At 70.3% G+C, this 14,949-nt stretch carries 15 protein-coding genes; 6 read left to right on the top strand and 9 right to left on the bottom strand.

Annotated features, from left to right (window positions below; genetic code table 11):
- Positions 1-18: 18 nt before the first annotated feature.
- The 9 genes from ACQEU1_RS44485 to ACQEU1_RS44525 all read right to left on the bottom strand — a co-directional run bounded on the left by ACQEU1_RS44485 (position 19) and on the right by ACQEU1_RS44525 (position 10,527).
- Positions 19-1,815: an ABC transporter ATP-binding protein gene (locus ACQEU1_RS44485; RefSeq protein WP_433216764.1), complete on the bottom strand. Its 1,797-nt coding sequence runs from the start codon at positions 1,813-1,815 to the stop codon at positions 19-21.
- A 42-nt stretch (positions 1,816-1,857) separates the two neighbouring features.
- On the bottom strand, positions 1,858-2,904 hold the full coding sequence (locus tag ACQEU1_RS44490; RefSeq protein ID WP_433216767.1) for an iron-siderophore ABC transporter substrate-binding protein: 1,047 nt from the start codon (positions 2,902-2,904) through the stop codon (positions 1,858-1,860).
- Positions 2,905-2,980: 76 nt separating this feature from the next.
- Complete coding sequence (locus tag ACQEU1_RS44495; RefSeq protein ID WP_433216770.1) at positions 2,981-3,814, bottom strand: ABC transporter ATP-binding protein; 834 nt, start codon at positions 3,812-3,814, stop codon at positions 2,981-2,983.
- Positions 3,815-3,843: 29 nt separating this feature from the next.
- Positions 3,844-4,902 carry a FecCD family ABC transporter permease gene (locus ACQEU1_RS44500; protein WP_433216773.1) on the bottom strand — a complete coding sequence of 353 codons (1,059 nt, stop codon included), beginning with the start codon at positions 4,900-4,902 and terminating at the stop codon, positions 3,844-3,846.
- Positions 4,899-5,957, bottom strand: coding sequence for a FecCD family ABC transporter permease (locus ACQEU1_RS44505; RefSeq protein ID WP_433217095.1), 1,059 nt, complete (start codon positions 5,955-5,957; stop codon positions 4,899-4,901). The genes ACQEU1_RS44500 and ACQEU1_RS44505 overlap by 4 nt, the downstream gene beginning before the upstream one ends.
- An 87-nt stretch (positions 5,958-6,044) precedes the next feature.
- Positions 6,045-6,482 carry an SRPBCC family protein gene (locus tag ACQEU1_RS44510; protein WP_433216776.1) on the bottom strand — a complete coding sequence of 146 codons (438 nt, stop codon included), beginning with the start codon at positions 6,480-6,482 and terminating at the stop codon, positions 6,045-6,047.
- Between the two features lie 65 nt (positions 6,483-6,547).
- A complete protein-coding gene (locus tag ACQEU1_RS44515; protein WP_433216779.1) occupies positions 6,548-9,187 on the bottom strand; it encodes a BTAD domain-containing putative transcriptional regulator in 2,640 nt (879 codons plus the stop codon).
- Between the two features lie 32 nt (positions 9,188-9,219).
- Complete coding sequence (locus ACQEU1_RS44520; protein WP_433216782.1) at positions 9,220-9,606, bottom strand: hypothetical protein; 387 nt, start codon at positions 9,604-9,606, stop codon at positions 9,220-9,222.
- Positions 9,607-9,648: 42 nt separating this feature from the next.
- Positions 9,649-10,527: an alpha/beta hydrolase gene (locus ACQEU1_RS44525; protein WP_433216785.1), complete on the bottom strand. Its 879-nt coding sequence runs from the start codon at positions 10,525-10,527 to the stop codon at positions 9,649-9,651.
- Positions 10,528-10,549: 22 nt separating this feature from the next.
- Here ACQEU1_RS44525 and ACQEU1_RS44530 point away from each other — a divergent pair, with 22 nt between their 5' ends.
- From ACQEU1_RS44530 to ACQEU1_RS44555, 6 genes are all read left to right on the top strand, one after another.
- Complete coding sequence (locus ACQEU1_RS44530; RefSeq protein ID WP_433216788.1) at positions 10,550-11,095, top strand: PH domain-containing protein; 546 nt, start codon at positions 10,550-10,552, stop codon at positions 11,093-11,095.
- Between the two features lie 3 nt (positions 11,096-11,098).
- Positions 11,099-11,713 carry an NPCBM/NEW2 domain-containing protein gene (locus ACQEU1_RS44535; protein WP_433216791.1) on the top strand — a complete coding sequence of 205 codons (615 nt, stop codon included), beginning with the start codon at positions 11,099-11,101 and terminating at the stop codon, positions 11,711-11,713.
- Between the two features lie 139 nt (positions 11,714-11,852).
- Positions 11,853-12,737 (top strand): cellulose binding domain-containing protein, encoded by an 885-nt coding sequence (locus tag ACQEU1_RS44540; RefSeq protein WP_433216794.1) that lies wholly within the window; start codon positions 11,853-11,855, stop codon positions 12,735-12,737.
- Positions 12,738-12,815: 78 nt separating this feature from the next.
- Positions 12,816-13,058, top strand: a complete 243-nt coding sequence (locus ACQEU1_RS44545) for a PLD nuclease N-terminal domain-containing protein (protein WP_433216797.1) — start codon at positions 12,816-12,818, stop codon at positions 13,056-13,058.
- A 153-nt stretch (positions 13,059-13,211) separates the two neighbouring features.
- Positions 13,212-14,135, top strand: coding sequence for a carbohydrate ABC transporter permease (locus ACQEU1_RS44550; RefSeq protein ID WP_433216800.1), 924 nt, complete (start codon positions 13,212-13,214; stop codon positions 14,133-14,135).
- Positions 14,125-14,949, top strand: a complete 825-nt coding sequence (locus ACQEU1_RS44555; protein ID WP_433216803.1) for a carbohydrate ABC transporter permease — start codon at positions 14,125-14,127, stop codon at positions 14,947-14,949. The genes ACQEU1_RS44550 and ACQEU1_RS44555 overlap by 11 nt, the downstream gene beginning before the upstream one ends.

The following is a 14,949-nucleotide window of genomic DNA, read 5'->3' on the forward strand; positions in this document are numbered from 1 at the left end:
CGGTGAAGGTAGCCTAACCTAAGTATTTGCGGTTCCGAATCGCCAAGCGGCCCAAAGTGCCGCGTAACGCCCGTCACGCGCCACAAGTTCTTCGTGAGTTCCCTGTTCCAGCACACGACCTGCGTCGAGCACGGCGATCCGGTCCGCGGCGATGGCCTGCGTCAACCGGTGTGCGACCAGGAGTGTGGTGCGGCCCCGGCAGGCCGCGAGCGCGGCTCGTTCCAGCGCCGCCGCACCCTGGCTGCCCGCCTCCGCCGTCGACTCGTCCAGCACGACGACGGGGGAGCGGCCGAGCACCAGCCGCGCCAACGCGATCTGCGCGATCTTGGTCACGTCGAGGCGTTCGCCACCCTCGCCGACGTCCGTCCGCAACCCGGACGGCAACGCCGAGACCCACGAGTCCGCGCCCACGGTCCGCAACGCGTCCATCAGCTCGTCGTCGGTCGCGTCCGGCGCGGCCAGCCGCAGGTCCTCGGCCAGCGGACCGGCGAAGACGTGCGCCTCCTGCGTCAGGATGCTCACCAACGCCCGCGCGCCCGCCTCGTCCAAAGAAGAGAGATCAGACGACCCGATGTGCACGGATCCGGTCAGCGGCGTGCCCGTCCCGGCCACCAGCGCGGCCAGGGTCGTCTTGCCCGCACCGGTCGCGCCGACGAGCGCCAGCGACGTCCCGGCGGGGATCTCCAGGTCGATGTCCCGCAGCACGTCGTGCTCGGAATCGGGGTAGCGGAAGGAAAGCCCGCGCACCGACACCGGCAGCGGCCGTGCGTCCGCGTCGACCGCCACCGCGCTGCGCACGAGGTCGTCGCCGTCGGACTCGGTGAGCACGCCCACGAGTCGCGTCAGCCCCGCGCCCGACTTCTGCGCCTCGTCGAAGAACGCCATGATCAGGCCCAGTGGCACGAACAGCTTGTGGAACAGCAGCGCGGCGACGGAGACCTGGCCGAGCGACGACTGCCCGTTCGTCACGAGGAAGTAGCCGACCACGATGATCAGGCCGAGGCCGATGAACTCGGCGCGGTTCTCCCGCCCGATGAACCGGCCGAAGAACCGGAAGACCTCGATGCCGATGTTGCGCACCCGCCACGACTCAGCGGTCACCTTGTCGCGGAAGGCGTTCTCCAGACGGTACGCGCGGACCGTGTCGATGCCGTCGAGGCCGCTGATCAACGCCTGTGCGCGGTCGGCCTGCGCCTCGGACCTCGCGCGGTAGAGCGGCTGCGAGCGCGGCAGGTACCAGCGCAGCGCCAGCCAGTACGCGGGCAGCGCGCACGCACCGGCGAGACCGAGCCGCCAGTCGAGGCCGAACATGCCCGCGGTCGCGATCACGACCAGCACGACCGCCGAGAAGATCGTCGGGATGGCCGTGCGGAAACCCTTGGAGATGACGGCGACGTCGTCACCGACGCGCGAGAGCACGTCGCCGCGGCCGACCTCCTCGATGCGCGCGCTCGGCATCCCGAGCACCGCGCGGACCGCGCCTTCCCGCAGGCGCGCCAGCATCTCCGCGCCCACCCGGCCGACGAGGTACGTCGACACGGCGGTCATCGCCGCGCCGGCGAGTGCCGAGACGACGGTCGCGATGCCGATGGTCCAGAGGATCGACGCGTCCCGGCCCTGCGCGACGCCGTCGACGACGGTGCCCAGCAGGAACACCGGGACGATCTGCAGCACCGCCCCCACCACCGTCGCCAGCACGGTGGCGATCGGCAGGGCGGGGGCGGAGCGGCAGTGGTCGTACACCCAGCGGGAGGCCTCCCGCCCGGACGCCGTGCGCAGGATCTTCGCCGGGGCGCCGGACAGACTCGTGGTCACGAGGGGAGGCCTCTCACTGGAACTGTTGTGTCGGAACGGAGATCAGCCGGCGGACTTGGCGGCCTTGACGAGCTCGTCCACCGCGTACGGCATGGACGCGAGGGTCGCCTGCGAGATCGCGGCACCGACGGCGGGGCCCTCGCTGTCGAGGATGTAGTGGACCTTGCCGGCCTTCACCGCGGGCAGGTTGGTGAAGAGCCCGAAGTTCTTGAGCGCCTTGGTGTCCGCGTCGTCGTTGATGATGAAGATGCGGTCCACGTTCATCACGTCGATGCGCTCGGGCGACAGCGACACGAAGAACTTGCCGGCGGCGAGCTCGTCGACCTTGGTGTTGCCCTTGAAGCCGATGCCGGTGAGGACCTGGCCTCGCACGTCGGTCGTGGAGAACGGGCCGATGGCGTCCTTGTACCAGGACGCGACGACGGCGGTCTCGTTCGCCCAGGCCGGGTTCGCCTTCTTGGCCTCGGCCATCTTGTCGTCGATCGCCTTGATCGCCTTGGCGCCCTCGTCGGCCTTGCCGACCGCCTTCGCGATCTGCAGCGCGTTGTCCTGCCACTTGGCGGAGAAGGGCTCCTTCTCCTCCTTGGTGCGGCCGACCGTCGGCGCGATCTTGGAGAGCTTGTCGTACCACTCCTGGGTCGCCTCGGAGTACACGGCGACGATCAGGTCGGGACGCAGCTGCGCGATCTTCTCGAAGTTCGGCTCGGTGTCACCGTTCTTCATGATGACCTCGGGCGTCGTCGAACCCCACTTGTCCTTCACCCAGGCCCACTGGGTGTTGATGTCGGGCTTCGTGCCCTCGGGGTTCGGGTACTGGTCGACCATGCCGACCGGGACGACGCCGAGCGCGAGCAGCGTCTGGTCGTCGGTGTAGCCGAGGGAGACGACGCGCTTGGGCGCTTCCTTGATCTCCGTCGTGCCGAAGAAGTGCTCGACCTTGGTCGGGAACGTGCCACCGGCGGCGTTGTTCGTGCCGGGGGTCGTCGCAGGCGTGGAAGAACCGCACCCTGCGAGGACGCCGGCACCGACCAGTGCGGCTGCTGCCACGGCGGTCAGCCGCTTCCAGGTCATGGTCGTTCTCTGGCCCATTCGGCACCTCGTTCTTCGCTGCCCACGCGGCGGGGGAAATTAGGACAGCCGAACCTTATCACCCAGTTAGGGCAGGCTAACCAAGGTCTTGGTCACTCTTCGATACCACGTGGGTCCGGCCGATGGGGACGATCAACGGCCGCTCGCTCACCGGGTCGTCGATCACCTTCGCCTGCAGGCCGAACGTGTCCAGCAGCAGCTCGCTGGTGATCACGTCACTCGGATGTCCTTGCGCGACAATCGATCCCGACTTCATCACGATCAGGTTGTCGCTGTACCGGACGGCCAGGTTCAGATCGTGCAGCACCATCACGATCGTGCAGCCGCCCTCGTGCAGGTCGTCGACGAGGTCGATCACGTCGATCGCGTGCGCCAGGTCCAGATAGGTCGTGGGCTCGTCCAGCAGCAGGAGATCCGTGCCCTGGGCGAGCGTCATGGAGATCCACACGCGCTGCCGTTGCCCGCCGGACAGCGAATCGACCGGCCGGTGTGCGAGGTCGGCCACACCGGTCATGTGCAGTGCCTTCGCGACGACCTCCGCGTCGTCGCTCGACCACTGGCGCACCCAGCTCTGGTGCGGGTGCCGGCCGCGCGCCACCAGGTCGGAGACGGTCAGGCCCTCCGGAGCGATCGGCGTCTGCGGCAGCAGGCCCATCCGCTTCGCGACGTCCTTGGTCTTCAGCCGCGCGATGTCGTGACCGTCCAGCAGCACCGTGCCCTGGCGCGGTTTGAGCAACCGCGACAGCGTCCGCAGCAGCGTCGACTTGCCGCAGCCGTTCGGGCCGATCACCGTGGTGATCACCCCGGTCGGGATCGCGACGTCCAGGTTGTCGAGCACGACCCGGTCGGCGTACCCGACCGTGACGCCCTCGGCACCCAGGCGGGCGGCATCGTTGCGCAACGCGGTCATAGGACAACCTTACTTAATGGAGGCTTACCTCAGGCAGCGCGCTTGGTGTTCGCGCGCACGAGCAGGAAGACGAGGAACGGGCCGCCGATGATCGCGGTCACGATGCCGACGGGCAGGTCGTTGGGCAGCACGACGCGGGCGATCAGGTCCGAGCCGAGCAGCAGCAACGAGCCGAAGAGCCCGGACGCGATCAACGGAGGCACCGGCGACCGCATCAGCCGCATGGTGATCTGCGGCGCGACCAGGGCCACGAACGGCACCGGACCCGCCGCGCTCACCGCGACACCGGCCAGCAGCACCGCGCACAGCAGCAGCACCGCGCGCACGGCCGAGTACCGGACGCCGAGACCGGCCGCGACGTCGTCACCGAAGTGCATGGGCTGCATCTGGAACGACACGACCAGCACCACGAGCACCAGCGCCAGCATGATCCACAGCGAGCTCCACACCTGCGGCCACGACCGCGAGTCGAGCGACCCGACCAGCCACGTCTGGGCGCGCGCGACGTCGCGGATGTCCGCCAGCGCCAGCAGCCACGTCGTGAGCGCCTGCATGACCGCGCTGACGGAGATGCCGATCAGGATGAGCCGGAACCCGTCGATGCCCCTCTTCCACGCCATGAAGTAGACGAGGAACCCGGTCAGCAGACCGCCGGTGAGCGCCGCCGCGGGCAGTCCGATCGCGCCGCCGATCGCCGCGCCACCGCCGGCCGTCACGACGAACACCGCCGTCGCGCTCGCGCCGCCGGTGATGCCGAGGACGTCCGGGCTGGCCAGCGCGTTGCGGGCGATCGACTGCGTCAGCGCGCCGGAGATGCCGAGCGCCGCGCCGGCGATCAGGCCGATCAACGACCGCGGCAGGCGCAGGTCCATGATCACGAACTCGTCGACCCGCTCGCCCTGCCCGATCAGCGTCCTGAACACCGCGGGCAGTTCGATGGTGAAGTCGCCGACCGCGATCGACACGCAGAAGACGAGGAACGTGAGCGCGGCCAGCACGACCGTGACCAGCACGATCCACGGCCGCCATACCCAGGACCAGCCGCCGACGCGGACGCCGCGGTGCAGGGCGGGAGCTTCGTTGATCATGCCTGCCTGAACTTCCCGAGCCAGACCAGCACCGCGAAGAACGGGGCGCCGATGAGGGCGATGACGATGCCTGCCTGGAGCTCGCCCGGCCGCACGACCAGCCGTCCCGCGATGTCGCCGAGCAGCAGCACGGCCGCGCCGAGCAGCCCCGCGTATGGGACGAGCCAGCGGTAGTCGGGACCGGTGAACCACCTCGCGACGTGCGCGACCATCAGTCCGAGGAACGCGATCGGCCCGCACGCCGCGGTGGCCGCGCCCGCGAGCAGGGTGACCGCGATCACGCCGACGGTCCGCCCGGCCACGATGTTCACGCCGAGACCGCGCGCGACGTCGTCACCGAGGTTGAGCAGGTTGATCACCGGCAGGTTCACGGCCGCCAGCACCAGGCCGACCCCGACGAACGCCGCCGCCACGCCGATCACGTCGAACCCGACGCCCTGCACCGACCCGGCGTTCCAGAACCGCAGCACGGAGAGCGCCTGCGTGTCGCCGAGCGCGACCGCCGTGGTCATCGCCGCCAGGAAGACGGTGACGCCCTGACCCGCGAGCGCGAGGGTCAGCGGGTTGCCGGCGCCGCGGCCGAGGCTCGCGAGGCCGAACACCACCACGCCGGCGACGGCGGCGCCGATGAGCGCGAACCACAGGTACTGCAACGGGTTGCGCAACCCGAACAGGGAGATCGCGAACACCACGGCGAACGAGGCCCCGGCGTTCACGCCGAGCAGGCCGGTGTCCGCGATGGGGTTGCGGGTGTGGCCCTGGATCAACGCGCCCGCGACGCCGAGCGCGAGCCCGGCCAGCAGCGCGAGCACCGTGCGCGGCACCCGCAACGTCTGCACGATCAGCGTGATCTCGGTGAGCCGCTGGTCCCCGGCGGCATCGCCGAACAGGCCCTGCCACACCTCGGAGGGCGTGAGCGACCGCGTGCCGACCACCAGGGACAGCACCGACGCGACCGCCAGCAGCACCAGCAGTCCCGCCAGCCCGAGACGGCGGCGCCGGTGCGGGTTCTCCGGCGCCGGCGCGGGGTCGAGCCCGCGTTGTTCCACGACCATGCTCACGACGGGCTACGTTAGCTCCCGCCCACCGGATTGACCTAGGGCACCCTTACCTAAGTGCGGTGTCAGCCGGCTGACGCCGCACTAAGCCCTCGCCTCGACGGCTCGCACGGTCTTCTCCAGCGCGCCGCCCAGCACCTTCCTGCCGAACAGCCCGAGCACGAACCCGAGCAGCTTTCCCTTGAGGTTCTTGCCTTCCCGGACGACCTGCGCGTGCACCACCGTTGTGCCGTCGTCCTTCGTGAACGTGTAGGTGTGACCGGACCGTCCGCCCCAGACGTTGGAGTCGACGGTGGTGAGCACGATCCTGGCCGGATCGGACCAGTCGTAGCGCAGGCGTTCCCAGATGCCGCCGGACCCCTCGGTGACGTCCGCGAACGTGTCGCCGCGGTCGTGCACCCGCAGGTCCGCGTCGGCGCTGTTGGGGAAGAGGTCCGCGCGGCCGGGGCCGAAGTCGGTGAGCGCCGCGACGAACTGCGCGGGTGACGCGGTGGTCTGCTGGGTCAGGGTGATGGTCGGCATGTCAGCTCCTCGTTGTTTCGCTGAAGCCAGACTTCCGCCACCAGGGGGTCGTTCGCGCCCGTGAGTCACCCTGGTCCGACGGACCCCAGTCGGTCGCGCACGCGGGCCGCCTCGTCCTCGCGGTCCTGTCGTTCCAGCAGCACGAGTGCCCGGCGCCACACGTCCGCGGCCTGGTCGCGGCGGCCGAGCGCGAGGTGCGGGTCGCCCAGGTTGATCAGCGTGTTCGCGCTGCTGTAGTCGTCGCCTTCTTCTTGGAACAGCTCCAACGCGTGCTCGTAGTGGGTGATCGCCGTCTCGTGGTCGCCGCACTCGTGCTCGATGCGGGCCAGGGTGTCGAGGGCGGTCGCCTCACCGTGCCGGTCCTTCAGGTCGTGCAGGAGGGCGAGCGCCTTGGCCGAGGAGAGCCTGCCCTGCGCGGTGTCGCCCACCTCCACCGCGCAGTGCGCGATGTTGTTGTGCGCCATGGCGATCAGCATCTGGTTGCCGGACTTCTCGTAGTGCGGCAGCGCGGCCTTCGCGTGCTCGAACGCCCGTGCGTGCTCGTCGCGGCTGGCCCACAGCCACGCGAGCGTGCCGTGCGCGTCGGCGATCGGGAGCGCCTCGCCGACCTGTTCGGCGATCGCGACCGACTCGCTCAGGTGGTGCAGGGCCTCGTCGAAGCGGCCCACCTGGCCGAGCGTGCTGCCCACGATCCGGTGCGCGACGACCCGGTCGGCCGGGTCCTGCGCCGCGTCGAGGGCCGTGCGCCACATCGCGAGCTCGTCGTCGAGGTGCCCGCGTTGCTGGTGGTAGGCGTGCGAGACCCTGGCCAGCAGCACGACCTCGTCGTTCCAGCCGTGCAGCGCGGCGGCGCGTTGCACGGCACGGCGGGTGTCGCGTTCGGCGTCGAACCACGCGAGCGCGCCGGCCTTGTCCCCGGCGGTGACGACGGGGGTGGCCGGTGCGCCGAGCGTGATCAACGGGCGGTACGGGTCGATCAGGCGGTCGTGGGCGTGCGCGGTGTGCACGTGGTGGTCCACCAGGCGCCGCAACGCCTCCTCGCGGCCGTCGGCGGTCTGGGCCGCCGCGTAGGTGCGGACGAGGTCGTGCATCCGGACGCGGAACTCGCCGCTGATCGACACCAGCGAGGCCTGTTCCAACGACCTCAACGTGCTCTGAGTGTCCTCAATGGACTCATCGGCGAGGCCGGCGGCGGCGGTGAGGCCGATGTCCTCGCCGGGAGCGATGCCCAGCAACGTGAACAGGCGCCGTTGCCGGTCGGTCAGCCTGCGGTAGGACCACGAGAGCACGACGGGGACGCTGACGCTCGGGTCCGCGTCGAGCGCGCCGAGGCCGAGCTCCTCGAGCTGGCGGGCGATGGCGGCGAGCGACAGGTCGGGTTCGGTGAGCAGGCGCGCGCCGACGATGCTCAACGCGAGCGGCAGCCCGCCGCACAGGTCGATCAGCCGCGCCACGGCGAGGGGTTCGGCGGTCAGCCTCGTCGCGCCGATGCGGGCCGCGAGCAACGTGCTCGCGTCATCGTCGGCCAGCACCTCCAGCGCGACGGCGGTGCCGAGGTCCATGCGGTTGCGGCTGGTCACGAGCACGCGGCAGGTGTCGCCGCCGGGCAGCAGCGGCACGACCTGCTCGGCGGTGGCGGCGTTGTCGATCACGACGAGCAGCCGCCTGCGGGCCGTGAGGTCGCGGAACAGCCGGGCGCTCGCGCGCGAGCCTGCCGGGATCGCGTTCTGGTCGGCGCCGAGCGCGGGCAGGAAGCCGCGGATGGCGACGTCCGGGTCCATCGGCGTCTCGTCGGGGCTGAAGCCGCGCAGGTCCACGAACAGCTGGCCGTCCGGGAAGCGGTGCAGGTTCCGGTGCGCCCACTGCAACGCGAGCCACGTCTTGCCCATGCCACCGGCGCCCGCGATCGTCGCCACGGCCGAGTCCCGCAACGCGTCGTCGAGCGCGGTGAGGTCGTGGTCGCGGCCGACGAACTGCGTCGGCGCGGACGGGAGCTGGCGCGGGACCGCCCGGCGGGGTTCGGGATCGCTGAGCAGCTGCTCGTGCTGGGCGCGGAGCAGCGGGCCGGGTTCGACACCGAGCTCGGCCTTGAGCCGGGAGCGGACGGCGCGGAACTCCTCCAGCGCCTCGGGGACCCGTCCGGCCTGGGCGAGGGCGCGCAGGTGCTGGGCGGCGACCCGTTCGTCCAGGGGGAACGCGGCGGCACGGCTGGAGATCGCCGCGAGCAGCTCGGGGCCCTGGCCGAGGCCGAGCCGGGCGTCGACGAGGTCCAGCTCGGCCTCGGCGCGTTCGCGGACGAGCCGGTCGCGGGTGAGCTCTGCCCAGTCGCCGGCGACGCCGGTGAGCGGTTCGCCGTGCCACAGGCCGAGCGCCTCGGTGAGCACGCGGGCCTGGTGCTCGTCGTCGCGAGATCTGGCTTCCTCGCGGAGCTTCCTGAACCGCATCAGGTCCACAGAGGACTCTTCGGCCTCCAGCACGTACCCGGCGGGGGTGGCCGTGAGCGTGACGCCCAGGGCGTGCCGCAGCCGGGACAGGTAGCTGTGCAGCGTGGCCCGGGAGCTCGCGGGCGGGCCGTCGCCCCAGACCCGTTCGACGAGCCGGTCGACCGCGACGACCCTGCCGACGTCGATCGCGAGCGCCGCGAGGACGGTGCGCTGCCGGGCGGGCCCCAGGTCGGCGGGCCGTCCGCCGACCCGTGCGCCCACCTCACCGAGCAGGACGATCTCCAGGGCGCCGATCAGCTGTCCTTCTTCGCGGTGAGCAGCGAGACGACGGCCAGCCCCGTGTTGACGGCGGAGATGACCGTGGTCAGCTTCGCCGCCTTGGCCGGCAGCTCACCGCGCCTTCCCGCGTAGACGGCCGCGGCCGTGTCCGTGGCGTGGATCAGCACGGCCTGCTGGAGCACGCGGCGGGCGTTCGCGTCGGAGCTCTTCAGGGTCAGCAGGTCGACGCCGAGCACGAGCGTGCGGATGCCGAACATGCGCGCGGGGTAGACGAACCGCCTGTCGTCACCCAGCTCGTCGCCGAGGCTCTTCGCCATGCGGTCGGCGGCGAACAGCCCCAGCGCGCCGTTGAAGATCCGGACGCAGGCCAGTGTGGTCCGCGTGACATCGCCGAGCTTCATCTTCCGCCACCTCGTTGTTGATCTCCGGTCCGCCTGGGGAGTCTAGGAGAGGAGCGCCGCGAGCCACCGCTCGACGTCCTGCCGCGCGGCCCGCGCCACGGCCGTGTCGCGGCGGGTGAAGCCGTGCCGCGACTCGGGGTAGACCTTGAGGTCGACCTGCCCGCCCGCGGCGATCGCGCGGGCGGCCAGCGCGAGGTTGTCGTCGAGCAGCACGTCCTGGTCACCGACGACGATCAGCAGCGGAGGCAGTCCGCGCAGGTCGGCGTAGACGGGGGAGAGGTCGGGGTGGGTGCGGTCGGGCGCGCTGCCCGCGTAGGCCTCGATGAAGTACTCGTCGCTGATGAGCCGCCCCGCCGGGGTCTGGCCGCTCAGGTCGTAGGTGCCGAACTGCAGGGCCGCCCCGGCGAACGCCGTTCCGCTGCCCTTGTCGCGCAACCGCAGCACGGTCGTGACGGCGAGGGTCGCGCCGGCCGAGAAGCCGCCGATCACCAGCCGGTCGGTGCCGAACTCCCGCTCGGCGTTGTCGATGAGCCATGCCGCCGCGGTCTCGGCGTCGTCGGGTGCGGCGGGCCACGGGTTCTCGGGTGCCAGGCGGTAGTGAACGCTCACAACCACGGCTTGGAGAGCATTGGCGAGCTGCTGGTTGCGGGCGTCGTCGTCCGCCGCCGAGCCCAGGTAGAAGCCGCCCCCGTGGAAGTCCAGGTAGACGCCCTTCGGTTGGCCGTCCGGCCGGTGCACGCGAACAGGAACCTGCCTGCCCCCGGCTTCGACCAGGGTGTTGTCGTCGGGTTCCGGCGTCCTGAGCTCCAGCACCTCGGCGAGGCTGCCCGGCCCTCTGCGCGTGCCGCGTTCGGCGTTCGACCTGCGCGCCTCCTCGACGTGCGCGGCGAGCCCGGGGTCGGCGAAGGTCCGGAGGTCCATGCGCAAGTCTTATCGTGTGGGCATGAGGCGGGGCAGGGCGGCCGTGGTGCTGCGCAGGAGGTTCGACAGCGCGTTCGGCTGGACCGTGTCGCTCGCGGCACTGGTCACGTCCGCGTACGTGCTGCTCAACCCGTTCCCCGGCAACGGCTTCGGCCAGCAGCTGGAGTTCGTGGCGATCATGGCGCCGCTGATCTGGTTCATGTGGATGGTCGGCGCGCACGCCGTCGTCGAGGTCCACGACTCCGGCGTGCTGGTGGTGAACTGGTTCCGCCGCTACTGGGTGCCGTGGGCCGCGCTCGAATCGGTCGAGGCGACCCGCGAGGTCGCGCTCGTGACCACCTCCGGCGAGCGGATCAACGTCACCGTGGGAGCGTTCTCGGCCGCGAGCACCCTGCGCGGCAACCGGGTCCAGGCGGAGATCCGCGAGGCGATCGAACGCCATCGCCCCAGCCCGGCTCCGGAAGGCCCCTCGGTTGTGCACAAAAGAATCGACCTCGCACCCTTGCACTTCGCCGCCGTGGTCGCCATCCTGCTCGCCGTAGCTTTGCTCGGCCTGTGGCTCGCCTGAGCCTTGAGGAAGGGGCTCGCGATCAAGACGAAGCCGGACACGAGGACTGGCGGTCACTGGAAGTGGATCTCCGCGGCACTCGGGGTCGCCCTGGCGGGCGGGACAGCCGTCTTCCTGAGCGAACTGCGGGACTCCGGCGAGCAGGCGGCGGCCGACACACCACCGGCCAGCGCCCCGACGAGCACGACGTCCGGTGAGGAGTGGTTCGACCTCACCGCGCACGAGCCGGTCGAGTCCGGCGAGGGCCAGGAGGTCGCCCAGGCGATCACCATAGGCAAGGAGTCCTACCCCCGCGGCCTGCGCGGCACCGGCGTCGCCCCGGCCAACTACCGGAGCTGGCTGATCAAGAACAGGTGCTCGCGCCTGTCCGTGTGGGTCGGCAAGGACGCGGCCTCCGACGGGGAGGGCTCCGGGCAGTTCGTGATCAAGACCGACGGCGTCGAGATCGCCACCCGCCAGGCCGGCGCGGGCGACGCCCCGCAGCACGTCGAGATCGCCCTCGCCGACGTCGACCTGCTGACGTTGCAGGACGTGAGGGGTGCTCGCGACGCCGACAACGCGTGGGGCACGCCGAGGGTGTACTGCGCCGCGGCACCCGGTGCTCCCGTAACGCGCTGATCACTTTCGCCGACAGACGCAACAGCGGTCCCTCGCCGTTGTCCGGTGTGGACGGCGGCGGGAAGTCGTTTCGTGCCAAGCAACTTCGGAGCGCGGCGGGCCGCGGGGACGTGTCGGGTGGACGGTCGGGGGCGGAACAGTGGCGCGCGGGCACCTGCTGGTGATGTTGTTGCTGCTCACGGCGTGCACCGCCGAACCGGCCGCGGAGGAGCCCCCACCTGCGCCGACGCCGTCGTTCACGGCGCCGACGCTGGTCGGCAAGGTCGTGCCGCCGCAGGACGTGCTCACCGTGGTGCGCGACGTGATCGACGGCAGGACCGTCGAGTTCGTCGACGGCACGCGGGTGCGCGTCGCCCTGCTCGCCGAGCCCAAGGAGTGCTTCGCGAAGGCCTCGCTCGACTTCGCCAGGTCGACCCTGCTGGCGACCTCCGTGCGGTACACGGTGCTGACGCTCGGCGAGGTGAACCTCGAACTGGAGGACGGCACGGACTACGCGGTGCTCGCGGTGCAACGGGGCGCGCTCCGCCCGGAAGGCGTCGACGGCGGGCCGCTGGTCGCCGCGCAGGAGGAGGCGAAGGCCGGCAAGCGCGGGCTGTGGGGGCCGCCGTGCGAGGGATCGGACACGTCCAAGCCCGTGCCGACGACGACCACGACCACCCCGCCACCGCCGACCACCACCGCTCCGCCGCCTCCCCGGCCGGCGAAGGCGTGCTCCGTCTCGTACCGGATCACCGGGCAGTGGCAGGGCGGGTTCCAGGCCAGCGTGATCGTGCGCAACACCGGCACCGAGAAGGTCACCGGCTGGTCGCTGCTGTGGACGTTCTCGAGCGGCGAGAGCGTGCGGGACGCCTGGGACGCCTCGGTGCGGCAGTACAGCTCGCTGGTCAGCGCGTCGAACACCGGCTACAACCAGCAGATCGCGTCCGGCGGGTCGGTGCAGTTCGGGTTCAACGGCAGCACGCGCGGCAGCGCCCGGCCGCCGACGGCGTTCGTGCTCAACAACGTGAAGTGCGCGATCGAGTAGAGATCAGCTCACGGTCGTACGCCGTGATCGTCCTTCAGGACGACTCGCGATGACTCCGAACGGCCGTAGGTTCGACGCATGCCCACTTCGATCGCCTTGTCCGAAGAGCACGTGCGATGGCTTGAGGGAGGCGGCCTCGTCCTCGTGCTGCTGGGCTCGCTCGCGTTGCTCGTGTTCTGGATCGCCGCACTGGTCAGCGTGCTGGCCGCGCCGGTCGGCTGCGGCGCGAAGATCCTCTGGCTGCTCGTCGTGTTCGCGCTGCCGTTCGTCGGCAGCCTGCTGTGGTTCGTCGTCGGACGCAGGACGACCCCGGTGAGTTAGACATCCACAAAGGACTGACTGTCGAACGCCGCGGCCGCGTTCGACAGTTCTGTTCGACGGCGTTCGACTGCGTTCGACGGTCGTGCTTGACGCTCGCGGTGCCCCGGTTGCAGACTCCGGAAAGCGTTTTCCAGACGACGGGGTCAGGAGCACATGAGCGCTCTCGACGAACTGCGGCACCTCCGCCGTGACGGCGTTCAGGTGCGCAAACGCGACAACAAGGCGGCGTTCTGGTTCCTGGCGCCGTGGTTCGCCGGACTGCTGTTCATCACGATCGGGCCGGTGCTCGCCTCGTTCGGGCTGGGCTTCACGCGGTACAACCTGATCCAGCCGCCGAGGTTCATCGGCTTCGACAACTTCGCGCGCGTCCTCACCGATCCGCGCCTGCACAACGCCTTGCGGGTCACGTTCACGTACGTGCTCGTGTCGGTGCCGCTGCAACTGGCGTGCGCGCTGGGAGTGGCGTTGCTGCTCAACCGGGGGCTGCGCGGCCTCGCGTTCTACCGCTCGGCGTTCTACCTGCCGTCACTGCTCGGGTCGAGCGTGGCGATCGCGGTGCTGTGGACGCAGGTCTTCGGCACCGACGGGCTGGTCAACCGGGTGCTGGGGTTCTTCGGCGTGCAGGGCAGGGGCTGGATCTCCGACCCGGACACGGCGTTGTCGACGCTGATCGTGCTGAACGTCTGGACGTTCGGCTCGCCGATGATCATCTTCCTGGCCGGGCTGCGGCAGATCCCGCGGGTCTACCACGAGGCGGCCGCGATCGACGGCGCCGGGAGGTGGCAGCGGTTCTGGCGGATCACCCTGCCGCTGCTGTCGCCGATCCTGTTCTTCAACCTGGTGCTGCAGATCATCCACGCGTTCCAGTCGTTCACGCAGGCGTTCGTCGTCTCCGGCGGCACCGGAGGGCCGTCCGACTCGACCATGTTCTACACGCTCTACCTGTACCAGCAGGGTTTCAGCCGGTTCGACATGGGTTACGCGTCGGCGCTGGCCTGGTTCCTGCTGCTGATCATCGCGGGCTTCACCGCGATCAACTTCTGGGCGGCGAGGTACTGGGTCTTCTATGACGACTAGGACGCTGTTCAAGCACGCGGGCCTGGTCGTGATCGGGTTCGTGATGCTGTACCCGGTGCTGTGGATGGTCGCGAGCTCGCTGCGGCCCGACGACGAGATCTTCCGCAGTCCCGGCCTGGTCCTGGACGGGCTGCGGACGGAGAACTACACCGAGGGCTGGAACGCGCTCACGCCGTCGTTCGGCACCTACCTGGTCAACTCTTCGGTGCTGGTGCTGGGCTGCATCGCCGGCAACCTGGTGTCGTGCTCGATGGCGGCGTACGCGTTCGCGCGCCTGGACTTCCGCGGCAAGCGGTGGTGGTTCGGGATCATGCTCGGCACGATCATGCTGCCGATCCACGTGATCATCGTGCCGCAGTACGTGCTGTTCTCGAACATCGGCTGGGTCAACACGTTCCTGCCGATCATCGTGCCGAAGATCCTCGCCACCGACGCCTTCTTCGTGTTCCTGATGGTGCAGTTCATCCGCGGGCTGCCGCGCGAGCTCGACGAGGCCGCGCGCATCGACGGCTGCGGGCACCCGCGGATCTTCCTGCGGATCGTGCTGCCGCTGATGAAACCGGCGCTCGCGACCACGACGATCTTCACGTTCATCTGGACCTGGAACGACTTCTTCAGCCAGCTGATCTACCTGACGGACCCGGACCTCTACACGGTGCCCGTCGCCCTGCGCTCGTTCGTCGACTCGACGGTCGCCACGTCGTGGGGCTCGCAGTTCGCGATGAGCGTGGTGTCGCTCCTCCCGATCTTCCTCGCGTTCCTGGCCGGCCAGCGGTACCTCGTGCAGGGCATCGCGACGACCGGGGGCAAGTAG

Source organism: Lentzea sp. CA-135723, assembly GCF_050936595.1.
In the GTDB taxonomy this organism is placed as follows: Bacteria; Actinomycetota; Actinomycetes; order Mycobacteriales; family Pseudonocardiaceae; genus Lentzea.

Bases quoted from the DNA above. Each gene is read 5' to 3' on its own strand.
- ACQEU1_RS44490 (WP_433216767.1), bottom strand. From the start codon at position 2,904: ATGGGCCAGAGAACGACCATGACCTGGAAGCGGCTGACCGCCGTGGCA.
- ACQEU1_RS44495 (WP_433216770.1), bottom strand. From the start codon at position 3,814: ATGACCGCGTTGCGCAACGATGCCGCCCGCCTGGGTGCCGAGGGCGTC.
- ACQEU1_RS44500 (WP_433216773.1), bottom strand. From the start codon at position 4,902: ATGATCAACGAAGCTCCCGCCCTGCACCGCGGCGTCCGCGTCGGCGGC.
- ACQEU1_RS44505 (WP_433217095.1), bottom strand. From the start codon at position 5,957: ATGGTCGTGGAACAACGCGGGCTCGACCCCGCGCCGGCGCCGGAGAAC.
- ACQEU1_RS44510 (WP_433216776.1), bottom strand. From the start codon at position 6,482: ATGCCGACCATCACCCTGACCCAGCAGACCACCGCGTCACCCGCGCAG.
- ACQEU1_RS44520 (WP_433216782.1), bottom strand. From the start codon at position 9,606: ATGAAGCTCGGCGATGTCACGCGGACCACACTGGCCTGCGTCCGGATC.
- ACQEU1_RS44525 (WP_433216785.1), bottom strand. From the start codon at position 10,527: ATGGACCTCCGGACCTTCGCCGACCCCGGGCTCGCCGCGCACGTCGAG.
- ACQEU1_RS44530 (WP_433216788.1), top strand. From the start codon at position 10,550: ATGAGGCGGGGCAGGGCGGCCGTGGTGCTGCGCAGGAGGTTCGACAGC.
- ACQEU1_RS44545 (WP_433216797.1), top strand. From the start codon at position 12,816: ATGCCCACTTCGATCGCCTTGTCCGAAGAGCACGTGCGATGGCTTGAG.
- ACQEU1_RS44550 (WP_433216800.1), top strand. From the start codon at position 13,212: ATGAGCGCTCTCGACGAACTGCGGCACCTCCGCCGTGACGGCGTTCAG.
- ACQEU1_RS44555 (WP_433216803.1), top strand. From the start codon at position 14,125: ATGACGACTAGGACGCTGTTCAAGCACGCGGGCCTGGTCGTGATCGGG.